The 15,963-nt window shown below is 71.3% G+C and carries 11 protein-coding genes; 5 read left to right on the top strand and 6 right to left on the bottom strand.

The features are described from left to right. Window positions 1-32: 32 nt before the first annotated feature. The gene (locus tag RNB18_RS19330) at window positions 33-512 is read left to right on the top strand and encodes a MarR family winged helix-turn-helix transcriptional regulator (protein WP_311715327.1); all 480 of its coding nucleotides are present in this window, start codon (window positions 33-35) and stop codon (window positions 510-512) included. Window positions 513-572: 60 nt separating this feature from the next. Continuing rightward, window positions 573-3,692: an FAD-binding and (Fe-S)-binding domain-containing protein gene (locus RNB18_RS19325; RefSeq protein ID WP_311715326.1), complete on the top strand. Its 3,120-nt coding sequence runs from the start codon at window positions 573-575 to the stop codon at window positions 3,690-3,692. Window positions 3,693-3,788: 96 nt separating this feature from the next. On the opposite strand, the gene RNB18_RS19320 is transcribed toward RNB18_RS19325, so the two are convergent. The 5 genes from RNB18_RS19320 to RNB18_RS19300 all read right to left on the bottom strand — a co-directional run bounded on the left by RNB18_RS19320 (window position 3,789) and on the right by RNB18_RS19300 (window position 10,816). Then, window positions 3,789-4,373 carry a sigma-70 family RNA polymerase sigma factor gene (locus RNB18_RS19320; RefSeq protein WP_311715325.1) on the bottom strand — a complete coding sequence of 195 codons (585 nt, stop codon included), beginning with the start codon at window positions 4,371-4,373 and terminating at the stop codon, window positions 3,789-3,791. Window positions 4,374-4,573: 200 nt separating this feature from the next. Next, complete coding sequence (locus RNB18_RS19315; protein ID WP_311715324.1) at window positions 4,574-5,215, bottom strand: hypothetical protein; 642 nt, start codon at window positions 5,213-5,215, stop codon at window positions 4,574-4,576. Window positions 5,216-5,281: 66 nt separating this feature from the next. Further along, entirely contained in the window at window positions 5,282-5,995 is a 714-nt protein-coding gene (locus tag RNB18_RS19310) for a YcnI family protein (protein ID WP_311715323.1), read from the bottom strand. Window positions 5,996-6,036: 41 nt separating this feature from the next. Then, complete coding sequence (locus RNB18_RS19305; RefSeq protein ID WP_311715322.1) at window positions 6,037-6,669, bottom strand: hypothetical protein; 633 nt, start codon at window positions 6,667-6,669, stop codon at window positions 6,037-6,039. A 49-nt stretch (window positions 6,670-6,718) separates the two neighbouring features. Then, window positions 6,719-10,816 (bottom strand): molybdopterin-dependent oxidoreductase, encoded by a 4,098-nt coding sequence (locus tag RNB18_RS19300; protein WP_311715321.1) that lies wholly within the window; start codon window positions 10,814-10,816, stop codon window positions 6,719-6,721. Between the two features lie 227 nt (window positions 10,817-11,043). Here RNB18_RS19300 and RNB18_RS19295 point away from each other — a divergent pair, with 227 nt between their 5' ends. After that, entirely contained in the window at window positions 11,044-11,490 is a 447-nt protein-coding gene (locus tag RNB18_RS19295; RefSeq protein WP_311715320.1) for a Fur family transcriptional regulator, read from the top strand. Window positions 11,491-11,514: 24 nt separating this feature from the next. After that, a complete protein-coding gene (gene katG / locus RNB18_RS19290; protein WP_311715319.1) occupies window positions 11,515-13,731 on the top strand; it encodes a catalase/peroxidase HPI in 2,217 nt (738 codons plus the stop codon). Window positions 13,732-13,798: 67 nt separating this feature from the next. On the opposite strand, the gene RNB18_RS19285 is transcribed toward katG, so the two are convergent. After that, a complete protein-coding gene (locus RNB18_RS19285; protein WP_311715318.1) occupies window positions 13,799-14,974 on the bottom strand; it encodes a pyridoxal phosphate-dependent aminotransferase in 1,176 nt (391 codons plus the stop codon). 338 nt (window positions 14,975-15,312) lie between these two features. Here RNB18_RS19285 and RNB18_RS19280 point away from each other — a divergent pair, with 338 nt between their 5' ends. Next, entirely contained in the window at window positions 15,313-15,963 is a 651-nt protein-coding gene (locus RNB18_RS19280; protein ID WP_311715317.1) for a (2Fe-2S)-binding protein, read from the top strand.

Here is a 15,963-nt window from a genome sequence, read left to right as displayed (position 1 = left end):
TTCAAATTTGGACAATGGCTACACTTGAATCCATGGCCGACCCGTCCGAATGTCCCTCCGTGTCCGAAGGGCTCCTGCCGCCCGAGCTGCATGCCTGGATGCTGCTGCTGGCCGCGACCGGAGCCGTGGAACAGGAGCTGCGCTCCGCCGTCAAGGACGGTCTGGACGTCTCGCACGACGAGTTCCTGGTGCTGTGCCTGCTGGGCGCGCGCCCCGCCGAAGGGGTGCGCATGACGAAGATCGCGGAACTCCTCGGCCGCCCCAAGACCCGGCTCACCTACCAGATCGCCTGTCTCCAGCACGCCGGTCTGGTCACCCGCAAGTCGGTGTGCGGCGACAAGCGGGGCGTCGAGGTGACCCTCACCGAGAAGGGCAGGCGCCTGCTGGCGGAGTCCTCCGGCACCCTCGCCGCGACGGTCAAGGAGGCGCTGACCCGGTTCATGGGCGCCGACCAGCGCGAGGCACTGCGCGCATTGCTGCCCGATCTCGCCCTGGAGGCGAGGCCGGAGTAGTCGCCGGTGCGGTTGCGGGTACCCGGGCCGGTGCCCGCGCAGACACCGAAGGAGGAGTTCATGGCGACCTCCGACCTGCCCGTTCCTGTCGTACGACGGCCCGACGCACCCCCGCCGGACACGGCGGCCCTGGAGCGCGCACTGCGCGAGCGGGTCGACGGCGAGGTCCGCTTCGACGCGGGGAGCCGGGCCGCCTACTCGACGGACGCCTCGAACTTCCGGCAGACCCCGATCGGCGTGGTCGTACCCCGGACACCCGAGGCGGCCGCGGAGGCGGTGGCCGTGGCCCGCGAGCACGACGCGCCGGTGCTGTCCCGGGGCGGCGGGACCAGCCTCGCCGGGCAGTGCACCAACACCGCCGTGGTGATCGACTGGTCGAAGTACTGCGACCGTCTGGAGTCCGTGGACCCGGACGCCCGCACCTGCGTCGTCCAGCCCGGCATCGTCCTCGACGAACTCAACCGCCGACTCGCCCCGACCGGGCTGCGGTTCGGCCCCGAGCCGGCCACCCACGCCAACTGCACGATCGGCGGAATGATCGGCAACAACTCCTGCGGGGCCACCGCGCAGGCCTACGGCAAGGTCGTCGACAACATCGCCCGCCTGGAAGTGCAGTTGTACGACGGCACCCGGTTCTGGTGCGGGGAGACCAGCGACGAGGAGTACGCCGGGATCGAGCGGCACGGAGATCTACGGGCCTCCCTGTACCGGCAGTTGCGCGCCCTGCGCGACACCTACGCCGACGAGATCCGCGCCCGCTTCCCGGACATCCCACGCCGGGTCTCCGGCTACAACCTCGACTCGCTGCTCCCGGAGCACGGCTTCGACGTCGCCGGGCTGCTGGTCGGCAGCGAGTCGACCCTGGTCACGGTGTTGCGGGCGGAGCTGGAACTGGCGCCGGTGGTCAAGGAACGCACCCTGGTCGTCCTCGGGTTCCCCGACATCGAGACGGCCGCCGACGCCGTCCCGACGATCCTGCCGTACGAGCCCATCGCGCTGGAGGGCATCGACTCGCGACTGCTCCGGGACGAGCGGATCAAGCACCTCAATCCGAAGGCCCGCGCCGAACTCCCCGAGGGTAAGGCCTATTTGATGGTCCAATTCGGCGGGGAGACCCTGCAGGACGCCGACGAACACGCCCACCGCATGCTGGACGGCCTGCACGAGTCCGAGCACGATCCCGAGGTCGCCTTCCTCGACGACCCGTCCCACGAGCAGGAGTTGTGGCAGGTCCGCGAGGCCGGACTCGGCGCCACCGCACACATCCCGGGCCGCCCCGACACCTTCGAGGGCTGGGAGGACTCGGCGGTCGCGCCCGAGCGGCTCGGCGACTACCTGCGCCGACTGCGGGGCCTGTACGACGAGTTCGGCTATCTCAGTGAGACCGGGCCCAGTCTCTACGGCCACTTCGGGCACGGCTGCGTGCACACCCGGATCCCCTTCGACCTGTACTCCGCCGACGGGGTGGCCGCCTACCGGCGGTTCATGGAGCGGGCCGCCGACCTGGTCGTCGAGTTCGGCGGCTCCTTCTCGGGCGAGCACGGCGACGGGCAGAGCCGGGGCGAGCTCCTGCCGCGGATGTTCGGGGACCGACTCGTCACCGCCTTCGAGCAGGTGAAGGCCGTTTTCGACCCGCTCGACCGGATGAACCCCGGAAAGGTCGTGGCGCCGTACGGGCTGGACGAGAACCTGCGCCTCGGCGGCGACTGGGCGCCGTACGACCCCCGCCATCTGCACTTCCGCTTCCCGCACGACGGCGGGTCCTTCGCCGAGGCCGCCAACCGCTGTGTGGGCGTGGGGAAATGCCGTCAGCACACCACCGAGGGCGGTGCGGTGATGTGCCCGTCCTACCAGGTCACGCACGAGGAGGAGCACTCCACGCGCGGACGGGCCCGGCTGCTGTTCGAGATGCTCGACGGGCACGGCGACAGCGCGCTGCGGGACGGCTGGCGGTCCGAGGCGGTCCGGGACGCCCTCGACCTGTGTCTGGCCTGCAAGGGCTGCAAGAAGGACTGTCCGGCGGACGTCGACATGGCCACCTACAAGGCGGAGTTCCTGTCCCACCACTACGAGGGCCGCTGGTGGCCCAGGCCCCGCGCCCATCTCTCCATGGGCTGGCTGCCCGCCGTGGCGCAGGTGGTCGGACGCACCCGACTCGGGCCCGTCGTCAACGCGTTGACCCACACCCCGCCCCTGTCCAGGGCCGCAGTGGCGATCGCGGGCGTGGAGAACCGCGAAGTCCCGCTGTTCGCCGGCGAGACGCTGCAGCAGTGGTTCGCCCGGCACGAGCCGTACGGCGACGGGGCGCGCGGCAGCGTCCTGCTCTGGCCGGACACCTTCACCAACCACTTCCACCCGCACATCGGCCAGGCGGCCGTGACTCTCATGGAGCACGCGGGCTGGCGGGTCGTCCTGCCCGAGGAGCCGCTGTGCTGCGGGCTGACCTGGATCTCGACGGGACAACTCGCCACCGCCGAGCGGGTGTTGGGCCGGACCGTGCGCAGGCTCGCCGAGCACGTCCGGGCCGGCGGTCTGGTGGTCGGACTGGAGCCCAGCTGCACGGCCGTCTTCCGGTCGGACGCGCCCGAGCTGTTCCCCGGCGACCGTGACGTACGGCGGCTGCGCGACCAGACGGTCACGCTCGCCGAACTGCTCACCGAGCACTCCCCCGGCTACGAGTCCCCGCACGTCCCGGAACGCTCCGCGAAGGCCCTCGCCCAGGTGCACTGCCACCAGCACGCGGTCCTGGACTGGCAGGCCGACCGCAAACTCCTGCACCGCGCCGGCGTCGACGCCGAACAACTGGACTCCGGCTGCTGCGGACTCGCCGGCAACTTCGGCTTCGAACCGGGGCACTTGGAGGTCAGCGAGGCATGCGCGGAACGCGTACTGCTCCCGCGCCTGCGCGACGAGCCCCCCGAGACGGTGGTCCTGGCCGACGGTTTCAGCTGCCGCACCCAGATCCACGAACTCGACAGCGGCGGCCACGAGGCGGTGCACCTGGCGGAACTGCTGGCATCCGCCCTGCCAGGTGCGCCGGGCAGCGCGTACGGCGTGGCGCCGGGCGCGAGGCCCAGTCCGCCGAGCCGGAAGGCAAGGGCTCTCGCCCTGGCCGGCACCGGCATGGCGGCCCTGGCCGCAGCGGGAACGGCAGCCAGGTTCCTCCGAAGCAAACGGTGACTGAAATGTTTTTTTGGGGGCGCGGGGAACTGCGCGACCAGCCACAGGCGCGCCGCAACCGCGAAACAACACATCGCGGCACCCCCATAGGCGCCCTCAGCCCACCAGCTCCACCAGCACCGCCCTGGCCCGCGCCACACGAGACCGCACGGTCCCCACAGGACACCCGCTCACCACAGCCGCCTCCTCGTACGACAGCCCCAGCATCTGCGTCAGAACGAACGCCTCACGCCGCTCGTCGGGCAACGTGGCCAACAGGTCGAGCAGCACTATCCCGTCGTCGAAGCCCGGCACACCCCGCGGCTGAGCGCGCTCGGCCGCGGCCTGCCAGTCCGAACCGTCGTACCGGCGGGGCCGAGCCGCGGCATGCCGGAAACCGTCGATCACCGCACGGCGGGCGATGGACAGCAGCCAGGCCCGCGCCGAGGACCGCCCCTCGAACCGGTGCAGACTGCCGAGCGCCCGCAAAAACGTGTCCTGGGCGAGGTCGTCCACGGCCTGGGGGTCGGCGCACAGGTAGGAGACATAGCGCAGCACGTCATGGTGCAGCGCGCGTACGAAGTGGTCGACGGCGTCGGCGTCACCGGCACGGGCGGCGAGCGCCCAGGCGGTGGCGGAGGCATCGGCGGACTCCCGTTGGGTGCGGAGGTCGGCCGGGGCGGGCGGGGTAGAAGTGATCACCAGGTGTCCTTCTCGGGTCAGCCGGGATCCGGGCCACCGCTGTGATGGCGGTGCCACCGATGTATTGGCGGTGCACAGGGGTGCGCGGCGGTCCGGTGAGGGGATGCGGCCGTACGGCGACCACGTGTGCGGGAAGCACATACGTGGGTGCACGACCGAGCCCGAGGCGCACAGGGGCTGCCTCGGGGTGCCGTCTGTCGTCAGGCGACAGCGGTCCCCAGGGGCGGTCCCCGGTGGGTGATCGCGTGGACGAGAAGGAGAAGCCGGGGCTCCCGCTCCGAGCGGGGCCGGCGCGCCCGCAGACGCGGGCGGTGCGGGGTGGCGGGCAGGGCGAGCAACAGCCGCAGCGGGGCCGCGAGCCGTCCGGCGACGGACCGCAGGATGCGGAACGCGGCCCTCTCGCCGTACGCCAGCCAGAGGCCGGTCAGGAGCGCGGCGAGCAGGTGGGCGGCGTACATCCCGAACGGCATCCAGAACGAGAGAGCACCGACGCCCGCCGACGTCCCCATAGGGGAGACATCCATGGAGTCCATGCCACTCGTGTGCATGGACTCCATGTGCATCGCGCCGACGGCCTGCGCCGCCGATGTGGGCTGCGCGAGGGAGAACGCCGAGTGCAGGGCCGTCTGGGCAGCGACCACGACGGCGACGATCAGCGGCAGTCCGCGTTCACGGCCGGTCAGACACCAGCCCGCGCACCCGGTCGCGACCAGGCCCGCGGCCAGTGTCCACCCGGGCACGTGGGTGCCGGACATGAGGACGTGGCCCAGGGCGGCGAGCAGCACACAGACGGCCGCGAACACCGCGGCCCGTACCGTGCGAGAACACCACCCTGCTGTCATGGCGCCTCATCCTTCCATCCGGGCACCGATCACCACCTGTGGGTACGGAAATCCACCGGTTCCGGCTCACTGCGTACGACGGCTCCGTACGACGGCGAAGGCTCCGGCCGCCAGCCCCAGCACGCCCACGACCAGCCCGGCGACGCCGAGACCACGGGCGGTGGAGTCGCTCGCGGAGACCTTCGACGCCTTGGACACGACGGTGGAGGTCTGCGACGCGGTGGCCGACGTGGTCCCGGCCGCCGTCAGCTTGAGGACCGGCGCCGGGTTCTCCGGCTCCTCGTCGCCCTGGGCGGCCTCCTCGATCCAGCGGACGACCTTCCCGTCGGAGTAGGTCTGGAGGGTCTTGAAGGTCAGCTGCGCGGTGTCGTCGGGGAGTTGGCCGAAGGCGACGTCGAAGTCCTCGTAGTGGCCGGGGCCGATCTTCCCGCCGGTCCAGGTGATCTCGGAGACCGCGTCGGTGATCGTGCCGTCGTCCGTCTTGACCGGCGTCTTGAGCTTGGTGTCCGTGACCTTCGCGGTCCACCCGTCGTGCGGGGAGACGAGCACGCCGAGCAGCGGGTGGTCGGTGGGCAGGAACAGCTGGACCTTCGTGGTGCTCGCGGTGTCGCTCTCGTCGGGGACCCGGAAGGTCAGGGCACCGTCGGTGGCGCCCTTGGCGTAGCTGTCGGGGTGGACGGTGACGTGCGCGGAGGCGGCGCCCGCGGCGGTCAGTACCGCGGCGGCGGCGAGGGCGCCGCCGAGGCCGATGCGGCGCAGGGAGGTGCGTGCTGAGGACATGGGTGAGGGATCTCCGTACTGACAGGAAAGGGGTGAAAGGGTCAGATCGCGTACGGGATCGTGGTGGGCGGTCCGCGCCGGTGGACCGTGTGGCGGAGCAGGAGGGGACGAGGTGCGCACGGACCGTCGGCGGGCGGGCGTACGGGGTCCGGGGCGAGCGGTTCGCGGTACCCCCGCCACCAGGCCGCGAGGCCCGGTACGAGCGTGACCGCCCGGCGCAGCAGGGACCACAGGGCCGCCTCGCCGCGACGGAGCCACCAGGTGAGCACGAGAGCGGCCGAGACGTGGGCGGCGGTGGCATGCGGGGTCAGGGCGTGGGAGTGCGGTGCCGCCATATGCGCCATGCGCACGCCGTGCATGGTCATCGTGTGCGTCGCCGACATGTGGTGCATCGCCATGCCGTGCGGCGTTCCCATGGAGCGCGGGCGTGCCGCGCCGAAGGCCAGGTGCAGCCCGCCCTGGGAAGTGAGTGTCGCCCCGCCGATGGCCCCGAGCGACCGCTCCCGGCCGCCGAGCAGCCAGCCGGTCACGAACATCAGCACGAACCCGGCCGCCTGCGCCCACACCGGCGGCGCCATCCCGGTCGCCAGTGCGTGACCCCCGGTGGCCAGCAGCACGCACAGCGCGGCGAACACCGCCGCGCGCAGGCTCCGGACCGCTGGGGACGCTTTCATGGCGCCCGATACTCCCACGTGTGGCCGGGGCTCCGCCCACGGGTCCGGGTCAGTAGATGTCACGCACATAGCGCTTGTCCGTGGCGAGTTGCTTCACATAGGCCGCCGCGCCCGCCTCGTCCAAGCCGCCGTGGAGGACCGCGATGTCCCTGAGCGCCCGGTCCACGTCGTTCGCCATGCGGGAGGCGTCGCCGCACACGTAGAAGTGGGCGCCGTCCTGGAGCCAGGACCACAGCAGCGGGCCGTGTTCACGCATCCGGTCCTGGACATAGACCTTCGCGCGCTGGTCACGGGAGAAGGCGGTGTCCAGGCGGGCGAGGGTGCCGTCCGCGAGGAAACCGGTCAGCTCCTCCTCGTAGTAGAAGTCGGTCGCCTTGTGCTGTTCGCCGAAGAACAGCCAGTTCGGGCCCCGGTGGCCGAGGGCGCGGCGCTGCTCCAGGAAGCCGACGAAGGGGGCGACGCCGGTGCCGGGGCCGACCATGACCATGGGCGTGCCGGAGTCGGCCGGCGGGCGGAAGTGCGGGGAACGCTGGACGTGCACGGGCACCGGGGTGTCCGCGGCGGCGTCGGCGAGGAAGGGCGAGCAGACACCCTGGCGGGGCCGGCCGTGCAGGTTCTCGTAGCGCACGACGGAGACGGTCAGCGAGACGAGGTGAGGGTCGGTCAGCGGGCTGGACGATATGGAGTACAGACGCGGCTGGAGGCGTCCGAGGGTCTGCGTCCACTCCTGCGGGCCGGCCGTCACGCCGTACTCCGTGATCACGTCCACGGCCTGCCGGCCCCAGCCCCACTTGGCGAGCTCGTCCTTGTTGTCCGGACGCAGGAGCTTCTTCAACTCCCGTGGGTCCCGGGTGCGATCGGCGACGAACCGGAGCAGGCCGGGGGTGATCCTGGTGATGTCGAGGTGCCGCAGGAACGCCTCGCCGAGCGGGACCTCTCCCACGCCGTTCACGTCCACCGCGGCCCCGGCGTCCAGGCCGGTCACCGCCAGCCACTCCTCCACCAGGCCCGCCGAGTTGAGCGGCCGGATGCCGAGCGCGTCCCCGGCGTCGTAGAGGAGCGGGCTCTCGCTGTCCCGGGTGTCGAAGGTGAACCTGCGGACCTCCTTGCCGGCGCCGGGCAGGCTCAGGAGGCGGTTGCCGGTGAGGCGGGCGAGGACGGGGACGGGCTTCCTCGAGCGGGGCGGGGCGGCGGGGGCCGTTCGGGGCGCGGCCGGGGCTGCCGGGATCACCGTGGGGGCGGAGGGCCCGGTGCCGGCCGCCGGGGTGTCGGACAGCGCCGTCACCACCTGGTCCAGCCAGCCGTGCGCCGCGTCCTCGAAGTCCGGTTCGCAGTCCGTGCGGGGGGCCAGCCGCAGCGCGCCCAGTTCGTCGAGGCGCTGGTCGAGACGGCGGCCGTGCCCGCAGAAGTCGTCGTACGACGAGTCGCCGAAGGCCAGCACCGCGTACCGGCGGCCCTCCAGGCGGGGGGTGCCGGGGTCGGCCAGGGTCTCCCAGAAGCCGCTGCCGTTGTCGGGAGCGTCGCCGTCGCCGAAGGTGCTGGTGATGAGCAACAGGTCGGCGCCGGGCGGCAGTTCGCCGAGGTCCGCCTGGTCCATGCCGACCATGGAGGTGCTGTGGCCGGAGGTGGTGAGCCGCTCGGCGGTGGCGGCCGCGAACTCCTCGGCGGTGCCGGTCTGCGAGGCCCAGAGGATGACGACCTCACGGCGCAGCAGTGTGGCCGAGGGCTGTGTGGCCGCCGCCCGTGAGTACATCCCGGCGAGTGTGCCGTTCACCCACAGGGCGTGCTCGGGGCTGAAGGGCGCGTCGGGCGGCAGGACCGGCACGCCGGGCACCCCGGCGGGGACCCCGGCAAGGAAGCCGACCAGGTACTGACGTTCCTGCGCGGTGAGGACGGGCGGCGGTGCGGGGTCGAGGCCGAAGACGGACGCGGCCATGGACGCGGGGGGAACAGCCTCAGCGACCTCCAGCGCAGCTTCCGGAGCCGGAGCCACCGCGGCCGCCGGAGCCCGCAAGGTCACCGGCGCGGCCACCTTCGTCAGCGACACCGCGCACACCTTGAACTCCGGCTGGAACGACAGCGGGTCCACCGCGTCACTCGTCACCGCGTTGACGCTCAGGTACTCCCCGAACAGGTCGTTCCAGTGGAAGGGCGCGAAGCAGCACCCCGGCCGCACCCGGTCCGTCACGACGGCCGGCAGCACGGCCCGGCCGCGCCGGGAGGCCACCTCGACGGAGTCACCGTCGGCCACACCCAGGGCCGACGCGTCCTGGGGATGCAGTTCCACGAAGGGCCCGGGGTTCAGCTTGTTCAGCTTCGCCACCTTCGCCGTCTTGGTCAGCGTGTGCCACTGGTGCTGGAGCCGCCCCGTGTTGAGGACGAACGGATAGTCGTCGTCCGGCATCTCGGCCGGCGGGATGTGCGGGCGGGCGTAGAAGATGCCCCGCCCGCTCGCGGTGGGGAACTTCAGCGCACCGTCCTCCCCCACGTACCGGATGGGGTTCCGGTCCGGCCCGTCCGGACTCGCCGCGGGCCACTGCACCGGCGTCTCCCGCAGCCGCTCGTACGAGACCCCGCGCAGATCCCAGCCCGTCTTCGGGTTCCAGGCCTGCTTGATCTCCTCGAAGACGTCCTCCGCGCTGTCGTAGGAGAACCCCTTCTCGTAGCCCATCTCGCACGCGACGGCCGCGATGATCCGCCAGTCCGCCATCGCCTCGCCGGGCGGGTCGGCCACCGCCGGGGTCAGCGTGAGGTTGCGCTCGCTGTTGACGAAGACGCCCTCGCCCTCCGTCCACAGCGCGCCGGGCAGCACGACGTCGGCGTACGCGTTGGTCTCGGTGTCGGCGAAGACGTCCTGCGTGACGACGAACTCGGCGGCCTCCAGGCCCTCGATGACCGTGCGGCGGTTGGCGACGGAGGCGACCGGGTTGGTGCAGATGATCCAGCAGGCCTTGATCTCGCCGTCGGCCATCTTCTGGAACATCTCGACCGTGCCCTTGCCGACACCGTCGGTGCGCAGGGTGTCCGGGGGCAGCTCCCAGAGGTCCTCCATGAAGGCCCGCTCGTCGTCGACGAGGACGGACCGCTGGCCGGGCAGGCCCGGGCCCATGTAGCCCATCTCGCGGCCGCCCATGGCGTTGGGCTGGCCGGTGAGGGAGAAGGGGCCGCTGCCGGGGCGGCAGATGGCGCCCGTGGCGAGGTGGAGGTTGACCAGGGCGTTGGTGTTCCAGGTGCCGTGGGTGGACTGGTTGAGTCCCATGGTCCACAGGCTCATCCACTCACCGGCCGATCCGATGAGCCGCGCCGCCTCCCGGATGTCCTCCTCGGCGAGGCCCGTCATCTCGGCCACCGCGGCGGGCGAGTAGTCCGCGAGGAACTCCGGCATCGCCTCCCAGCCCTCGGTGTGGGCGGCGACGAACTCGGGGTCGATGTGGCCCTCGGCGTGCAGCAGGTGCAGCAGGCCGTTCAGCAGCGCGAGGTCGGCACCCGGCTTGATCTGCAGGAACAGGTCCGCCTTCGCGGCCGTGGCGGTGCGCCGCGGATCGACGACGATCACCTTGGCGCCCGCCGACTTGACCCGCTCCATCATCCTGAGGAACAGGATGGGATGGCAGTCGGCCATGTTGGAGCCGATGACGAAGAAGAGGTCGGCCTTCTCGAAGTCCTGGTACGAGCCGGGCGGGCCGTCCGCCCCGAGCGACAGCTTGTAGCCGGTGCCGGCGCTGGCCATGCACAGCCGGGAGTTCGACTCGATCTGGTTGGTCCGCACGAACCCCTTGGCCAGCTTGTTCGCCAGGTACTGCGCCTCCAGGCTCATCTGGCCGGAAACGTAGAGCGAGACCGCGTCGGGGCCGTGCTCGTCGATGATCTCCCGCAGCCGCCGGGCCGTCTCGGTGATCGCCACGCCGACGGCTTCCGGCACCGGCTCCTCACCCCGCTCGGGCCGTACCAGGGCCGTGGCCAGCCGCCCGGGCGCGGCGAGCAGGTCGGCGGTGGTGGCGCCCTTGGTGCAGAGCTTGCCGAAGTTGGCGGGGTGCTCCTTGTCTCCGGACGCCTTCAGGACCGTACGCCGTCCGTCCGGGCCGGTGCCGATGTCGAGGACCAGGCCGCAGCCCACACCGCAGTACGAGCAGACCGTCCGCACCACGGGCACGCCTCCCTGAGCTCAATCGATTCGATCTCCTCCGACCGTACGAAATGCCCATTACGTAGATGTCTCCCGAGCCGTTCATCAGGGGTTACACCGCCCGCACACCTCACCGGCCAGTGTTGTGAGCGCCTAAGTGTGCCGGAGGAGCCCCGAACCGAGGCGCCACAGATTTGGAACGGTTCCATTTCTTGAACCATTCGTGTTTGTGGGGGTAGGTTGGTCGCATGACCGCCCCCCGGATTCCGAACACCGCCGACGAGCTGCGCGGTGCCGGCCTGCGGGTGACGGCCGCGCGCGTCGCCCTGCTCGAGACCGTCCGGGCCGGTGACCACCTCGCGGCCGATGCGCTCGCCACGGGAGTGCGTGACCGTCTCGGCCACATATCCCTCCAGGCCGTGTACGAGGCCCTGCACTCGCTCACCGCGGCGGGTCTCGTGCGCCGCCTCGAGCCGCCCGGCAGCCCGGCGCGGTTCGAGGGACGCGTCGGGGACAACCACCATCACCTGGTCTGCCGGTCGTGCGGGGCCGTCGTCGACGTCGACTGTGCCGTCGGTCACGCGCCCTGCCTGACAGCTTCGGACGACCGCGGCTTCTCGATCGACGAGGCCGAGGTCATCTACTGGGGCCTGTGCCCCGACTGTTCCCCCCAAAGGCTTACTTCAGCACCGTGATCCACCCAGTTCGGAAGGACTGAAATGTCTGAGAACCCCGATGCAATCGTCACCGACGCCAAGACTGAGGGCACCGGTGGCTGCCCGGTCGCGCACGGGCGCGCCCCGCACCCGACCCAGGGCGGTGGCAACCGTCAGTGGTGGCCGGAGCGGCTGAACCTGAAGATCCTCGCCAAGGACCCCGCCGTGGCGAACCCGCTCGGTGCGGACTTCGACTACGCCGAGGCCTTCCAGGCCCTTGACCTGGACGCCGTGAAACGGGACATCGCCGAGGTGCTGACCACCTCGCAGGACTGGTGGCCCGCGGACTTCGGCAACTACGGCCCGCTGATGATCCGGATGGCCTGGCACAGCGCCGGCACCTACCGCATCAGCGACGGCCGCGGCGGTGGCGGCCGTGGCCAGCAGCGCTTCGCGCCGCTGAACAGCTGGCCGGACAACGGCAACCTGGACAAGGCCCGCCGTCTGCTGTGGCCGGTGAAGAAGAAGTACGGCCAGTCCATCTCCTGGGCCGACCTCATGATCCTCACCGGCAACGTCGCCCTGGAGACGATGGGCTTCGAGACCTTCGGCTTCGCCGGCGGCCGTGCCGACGTCTGGGAGGCCGACGAGGACGTGTACTGGGGTCCCGAGACCACCTGGCTCGACGACCAGCGCTACACCGGCGACCGTGAGCTGGAGAACCCGCTCGGCGCGGTCCAGATGGGCCTCATCTACGTCAACCCGGAGGGCCCCAACGGCAACCCGGACCCGCTGGCCGCGGCCCGCGACATCCGTGAGACGTTCCGCCGCATGGCGATGAACGACGAGGAGACCGTCGCCCTCATCGCCGGTGGCCACACCTTCGGCAAGACCCACGGCGCGGGCCCGGCCGACGCGGTCGGCAACGACCCCGAGGCCGCCTCGATGGAGGAGCAGGGCCTGGGCTGGAAGTCCACCCACGGCACCGGCAAGGGCGGCGACGCCATCACCTCCGGTCTCGAGGTCACCTGGACCACCAAGCCCACCCAGTGGAGCAACGACTTCTTCGACATCCTCTTCGGCTACGAGTGGGAGCTCACCCAGTCCCCCGCCGGTGCCAACCAGTGGGTGGCCAAGGACTCGCAGGAGATCATCCCGGACGCGCACGACTCGTCGAAGAAGCGTCGTCCGACCATGCTCACCACGGACCTCTCGCTGCGCTTCGACCCGATCTACGGCGAGATCTCGAAGCGCTTCCACGAGAACCCGGACCAGTTCGCGGACGCCTTCGCCCGCGCCTGGTACAAGCTGACCCACCGTGACCTGGGCCCGAAGTCCCTGTACCTCGGCCCGGAGGTCCCGGCGGAGACGCTGCTGTGGCAGGACCCGCTGCCGCAGGCCGAGGGCGAGACCATCGACTCCGGCGACGTGGCCTCCCTGAAGGCCAAGGTCCTGGAGACGGGCCTGACCGTCTCGCAGCTGGTGTCGACGGCCTGGGCCTCGGCGTCCACCTTCCGCGGCAGCGACAAGCGCGGCGGCGCCAACGGTGCCCGCATCCGCCTGGAGCCGCAGCGCGGCTGGGAGGTCAACGACCCCGAGCAGCTCGGCCAGGTCCTGCGCGTCCTCGAGGGCGTCCAGGCCGAGTTCAACACCGGTGCCAAGAAGGTGTCGCTGGCCGACCTGATCGTCCTCGCGGGTGCCGCGGCGGTCGAGCAGGCCGCCAAGGACGCGGGCTACTACGTGGAGGTCCCCTTCACGCCGGGTCGCGTGGACGCCACCGAGGAGCACACCGACGTGGAGTCCTTCGCGGCGCTGGAGCCGGTCGCGGACGGCTTCCGCAACTACCTCGGCAAGGGCAACCGCCTGCCGGCCGAGTACCTGCTGCTCGACAGGGCGAACCTGCTCACCCTGAGCGCCCCCGAGATGACCGCCCTCGTCGGTGGTCTGCGTGTTCTCGGCGCCAACCAGGGCGGCACGGCGCACGGCGTCTTCACCGACCGTCCGGGCGTCCTGACCAACGACTTCTTCGTCAACCTGCTCGACCTGGGCACGGCGTGGAAGTCCACCTCGGAGGACCAGACCGCCTTCGAGGGCCGCGACGCGGAGACGGGCAAGCTGAAGTGGACCGGCACCCGTGCCGACCTGGTCTTCGGCTCCAACTCCGAGCTGCGCGCGCTTGCGGAGGTCTACGCGAGCGACGACGCGAAGGAGAAGTTCGTGAGGGACTTCGTCGACGCGTGGGTCAAGGTCTCGAACCTGGACCGCTTCGACCTGGTCTGATCGACTGAACGGCACAGGGGCCGGTCCACGTGGACCGGCCCCTGTGCCATGCCTGGGCAAGCCATGTCTAGGCGAGCGTGGCCACGAACTTCCCGAGCCGCGCGATCCCCTCGCGCAGTTCGTCGGCCGAGGCCGCGTAGGACAGCCGTACATGGGTCTCGGCGGTCCCCACCCCGAAGTCCCGCCCCGGTGTGAGGGCCACGTGCGCCTCCTGGAGCGCCCGTCCGCAGAACTCCCACGAGCCGAGCCCGGTGCCGCTGACGTCGAAGTACACGTAGAACGCCCCGTCGGGCGGCACGGGCACCGGCAGCCCGATCTGCTCCAGCCCCTCGAGGACCAGCGCCCGTCGCCGCCCGAACTCGGCCCGCCGCTCCTCGCACACGGCGAGCGACCCGGGCGTGAAACACGCGAGCGCGGCGTACTGGGCGGGGGTGGAGGCACAGATCATGTAGTTCTGGGCCAGCCGCTCCAGCGCGGGCACCAGCGCCTCGGGCACGACACACCAGCCCAGCCGCCAGCCGGTCATCCCGAAGTACTTCGAGAAACTGTTGATGACGACGGCTTCCTGGTCGTACGACAGCACACTGCGCGGCGGCCGCCCCCGCGCGTCGTGGTCGCCGAGGTCGAGGTAGATCTCGTCGACGATCCGCCAGGCGTCCCGCTCCCGGGCGAGCTCGCAAATGGCCGCCAGTTCGTCGGCCGGGACGGAGGTGCCGGTCGGGTTGGAGGGGCTGGCGACCATGATCCCGCGGGTGCGGTCCGTCCAGTACGACCCTACGGAGGCCGTATCCAGCTGGTACCGCGACTCGGCACTGGTGGGCACGAGGGTGACCCGCGCGCCGAAGCTCTCGGCGATCTGCCGGTTGCAGGGGTAGGAGGGGTCGGCGATGAGCACCTCGTCCCCCGGGTCGACGAGGGCGGCGGCGCCCAGCACCAGCGCCGCCGACGCCCCCGCGGTCACGACGACCCGGCCCGGATCGACGTCGACGCCGTGCTGATCGCCGTAGAACCGCGCTATGGCCTGCCGTAGTTGGGGCAGCCCGAGCGCTCCGGTGTAGCTCATGGGCCTGCTGCCCACGGCCTCCCGCAGCGCGTCCAGCACGGCCGGCGGCGCCCCGAAGTCCGGTTCCCCGAGACTGAGTTTGACGACGCGGTGCCCCTCGGCCTCCAGCGCCGCGGCGTGCTTGCCGAACTCCATGGCGTAGAACGGCGCGACGGACTGGGCGCGCTGCGAGATCCTCATGGGGCCGGCCTCCCGGGGTCACTCGGTCGAGGGCTCCAGAAGAAGCCCGAGGGGAAACTTACAGGTCAGGCTGCGCGGCAGTCGGCCGTCGGCGATCTCCACGATCGTACGGACCTTGGCCGGGGCCGGCGCAGCCACGGGTCGGCTCTTGGGGGGAGAGAAGGATCGGGGGAGAAAAGTCTCCCTGCCACGGGCGTCACCGGCGATGCCAGACTGCCGGGCATGACCGGCCGCGGCGGTGATCCGCACGGTCGTCCAGGTCCTGCGGCGACGACGGTCCCGCCTCCTGCCGTGCCGCTGTGCGCGGCGTGATCCGTCCGCGATGCGAAGGCGTACCCATGTCCAGTGAAGTCCCCGAGTCCGCCGTTCCACCCCCCGCCGAAGCCGGCGAGTCCTCACCGGCCCCCAGTCGGCGCACCTTCATCGCCACCACTGGCGCGGTCGGCGGTGCCGTCGTCGCGGGCGGTGTGACCGGGGGGACATATCTGCTCAGCCCGCAGGAGACTGCCGCCGCCGATACATCGCCCTCCAGCCGTGTGTCCCTGACGGTGAACGGCACGCGGCGCACTGTCCGGGTCGACAACCGCACCTCGCTGCTGGATCTGCTGCGCGAGCACTTCGACCTCACTGGCTCCAAGAAAGGCTGTAACGCCGGGGCCTGCGGGGCGTGCACGGTCCTGGTCGACGGGCAGCGCGTGAACTCCTGCCTGACGCTCGCGGTACGCCTGGAGGGCGCCGCGGTCACCACGATCGAGGGCCTGGCCGACGGCGGTCAACTGCACCCGCTGCAGCAGGCGTTCGTCGAGCAGGACGCCTTCCAGTGCGGCTACTGCACCCCCGGCCAGATCATGTCCGGGGTGGGCTGCATCAAGGAGGGGCACACCGGTTCGCCGGAGGAGATCCGGGAGTGGATGAGCGGCAACATCTGCCGATGCGGCTGCTACGTGAAAATCGTGCGGGCCCTCGAGCAGACCGCCGGCCGGAAGTAA

This window comes from Streptomyces doebereineriae, from assembly GCF_031845645.1.
Lineage (GTDB): Bacteria > Actinomycetota > Actinomycetes > Streptomycetales > Streptomycetaceae > Streptomyces > Streptomyces canus.
This window is presented reverse-complemented; position numbering and strand designations above follow the sequence as displayed.

What these genes read in the sequence shown, in the direction of transcription:
- RNB18_RS19330 (WP_311715327.1), top strand. Translation starts at nt 33, where the DNA reads ATGGCCGACCCGTCCGAATGTCCCTCCGTGTCCGAAGGGCTCCTGCCG.
- RNB18_RS19325 (WP_311715326.1), top strand. Translation starts at nt 573, where the DNA reads ATGGCGACCTCCGACCTGCCCGTTCCTGTCGTACGACGGCCCGACGCA.
- RNB18_RS19315 (WP_311715324.1), bottom strand. Translation starts at nt 5,215, where the DNA reads ATGACAGCAGGGTGGTGTTCTCGCACGGTACGGGCCGCGGTGTTCGCG.
- RNB18_RS19310 (WP_311715323.1), bottom strand. Translation starts at nt 5,995, where the DNA reads ATGTCCTCAGCACGCACCTCCCTGCGCCGCATCGGCCTCGGCGGCGCC.
- RNB18_RS19305 (WP_311715322.1), bottom strand. Translation starts at nt 6,669, where the DNA reads ATGAAAGCGTCCCCAGCGGTCCGGAGCCTGCGCGCGGCGGTGTTCGCC.
- RNB18_RS19295 (WP_311715320.1), top strand. Translation starts at nt 11,044, where the DNA reads ATGACCGCCCCCCGGATTCCGAACACCGCCGACGAGCTGCGCGGTGCC.
- katG (WP_311715319.1), top strand. Translation starts at nt 11,515, where the DNA reads ATGTCTGAGAACCCCGATGCAATCGTCACCGACGCCAAGACTGAGGGC.
- RNB18_RS19285 (WP_311715318.1), bottom strand. Translation starts at nt 14,974, where the DNA reads ATGAGGATCTCGCAGCGCGCCCAGTCCGTCGCGCCGTTCTACGCCATG.
- RNB18_RS19280 (WP_311715317.1), top strand. Translation starts at nt 15,313, where the DNA reads ATGTCCAGTGAAGTCCCCGAGTCCGCCGTTCCACCCCCCGCCGAAGCC.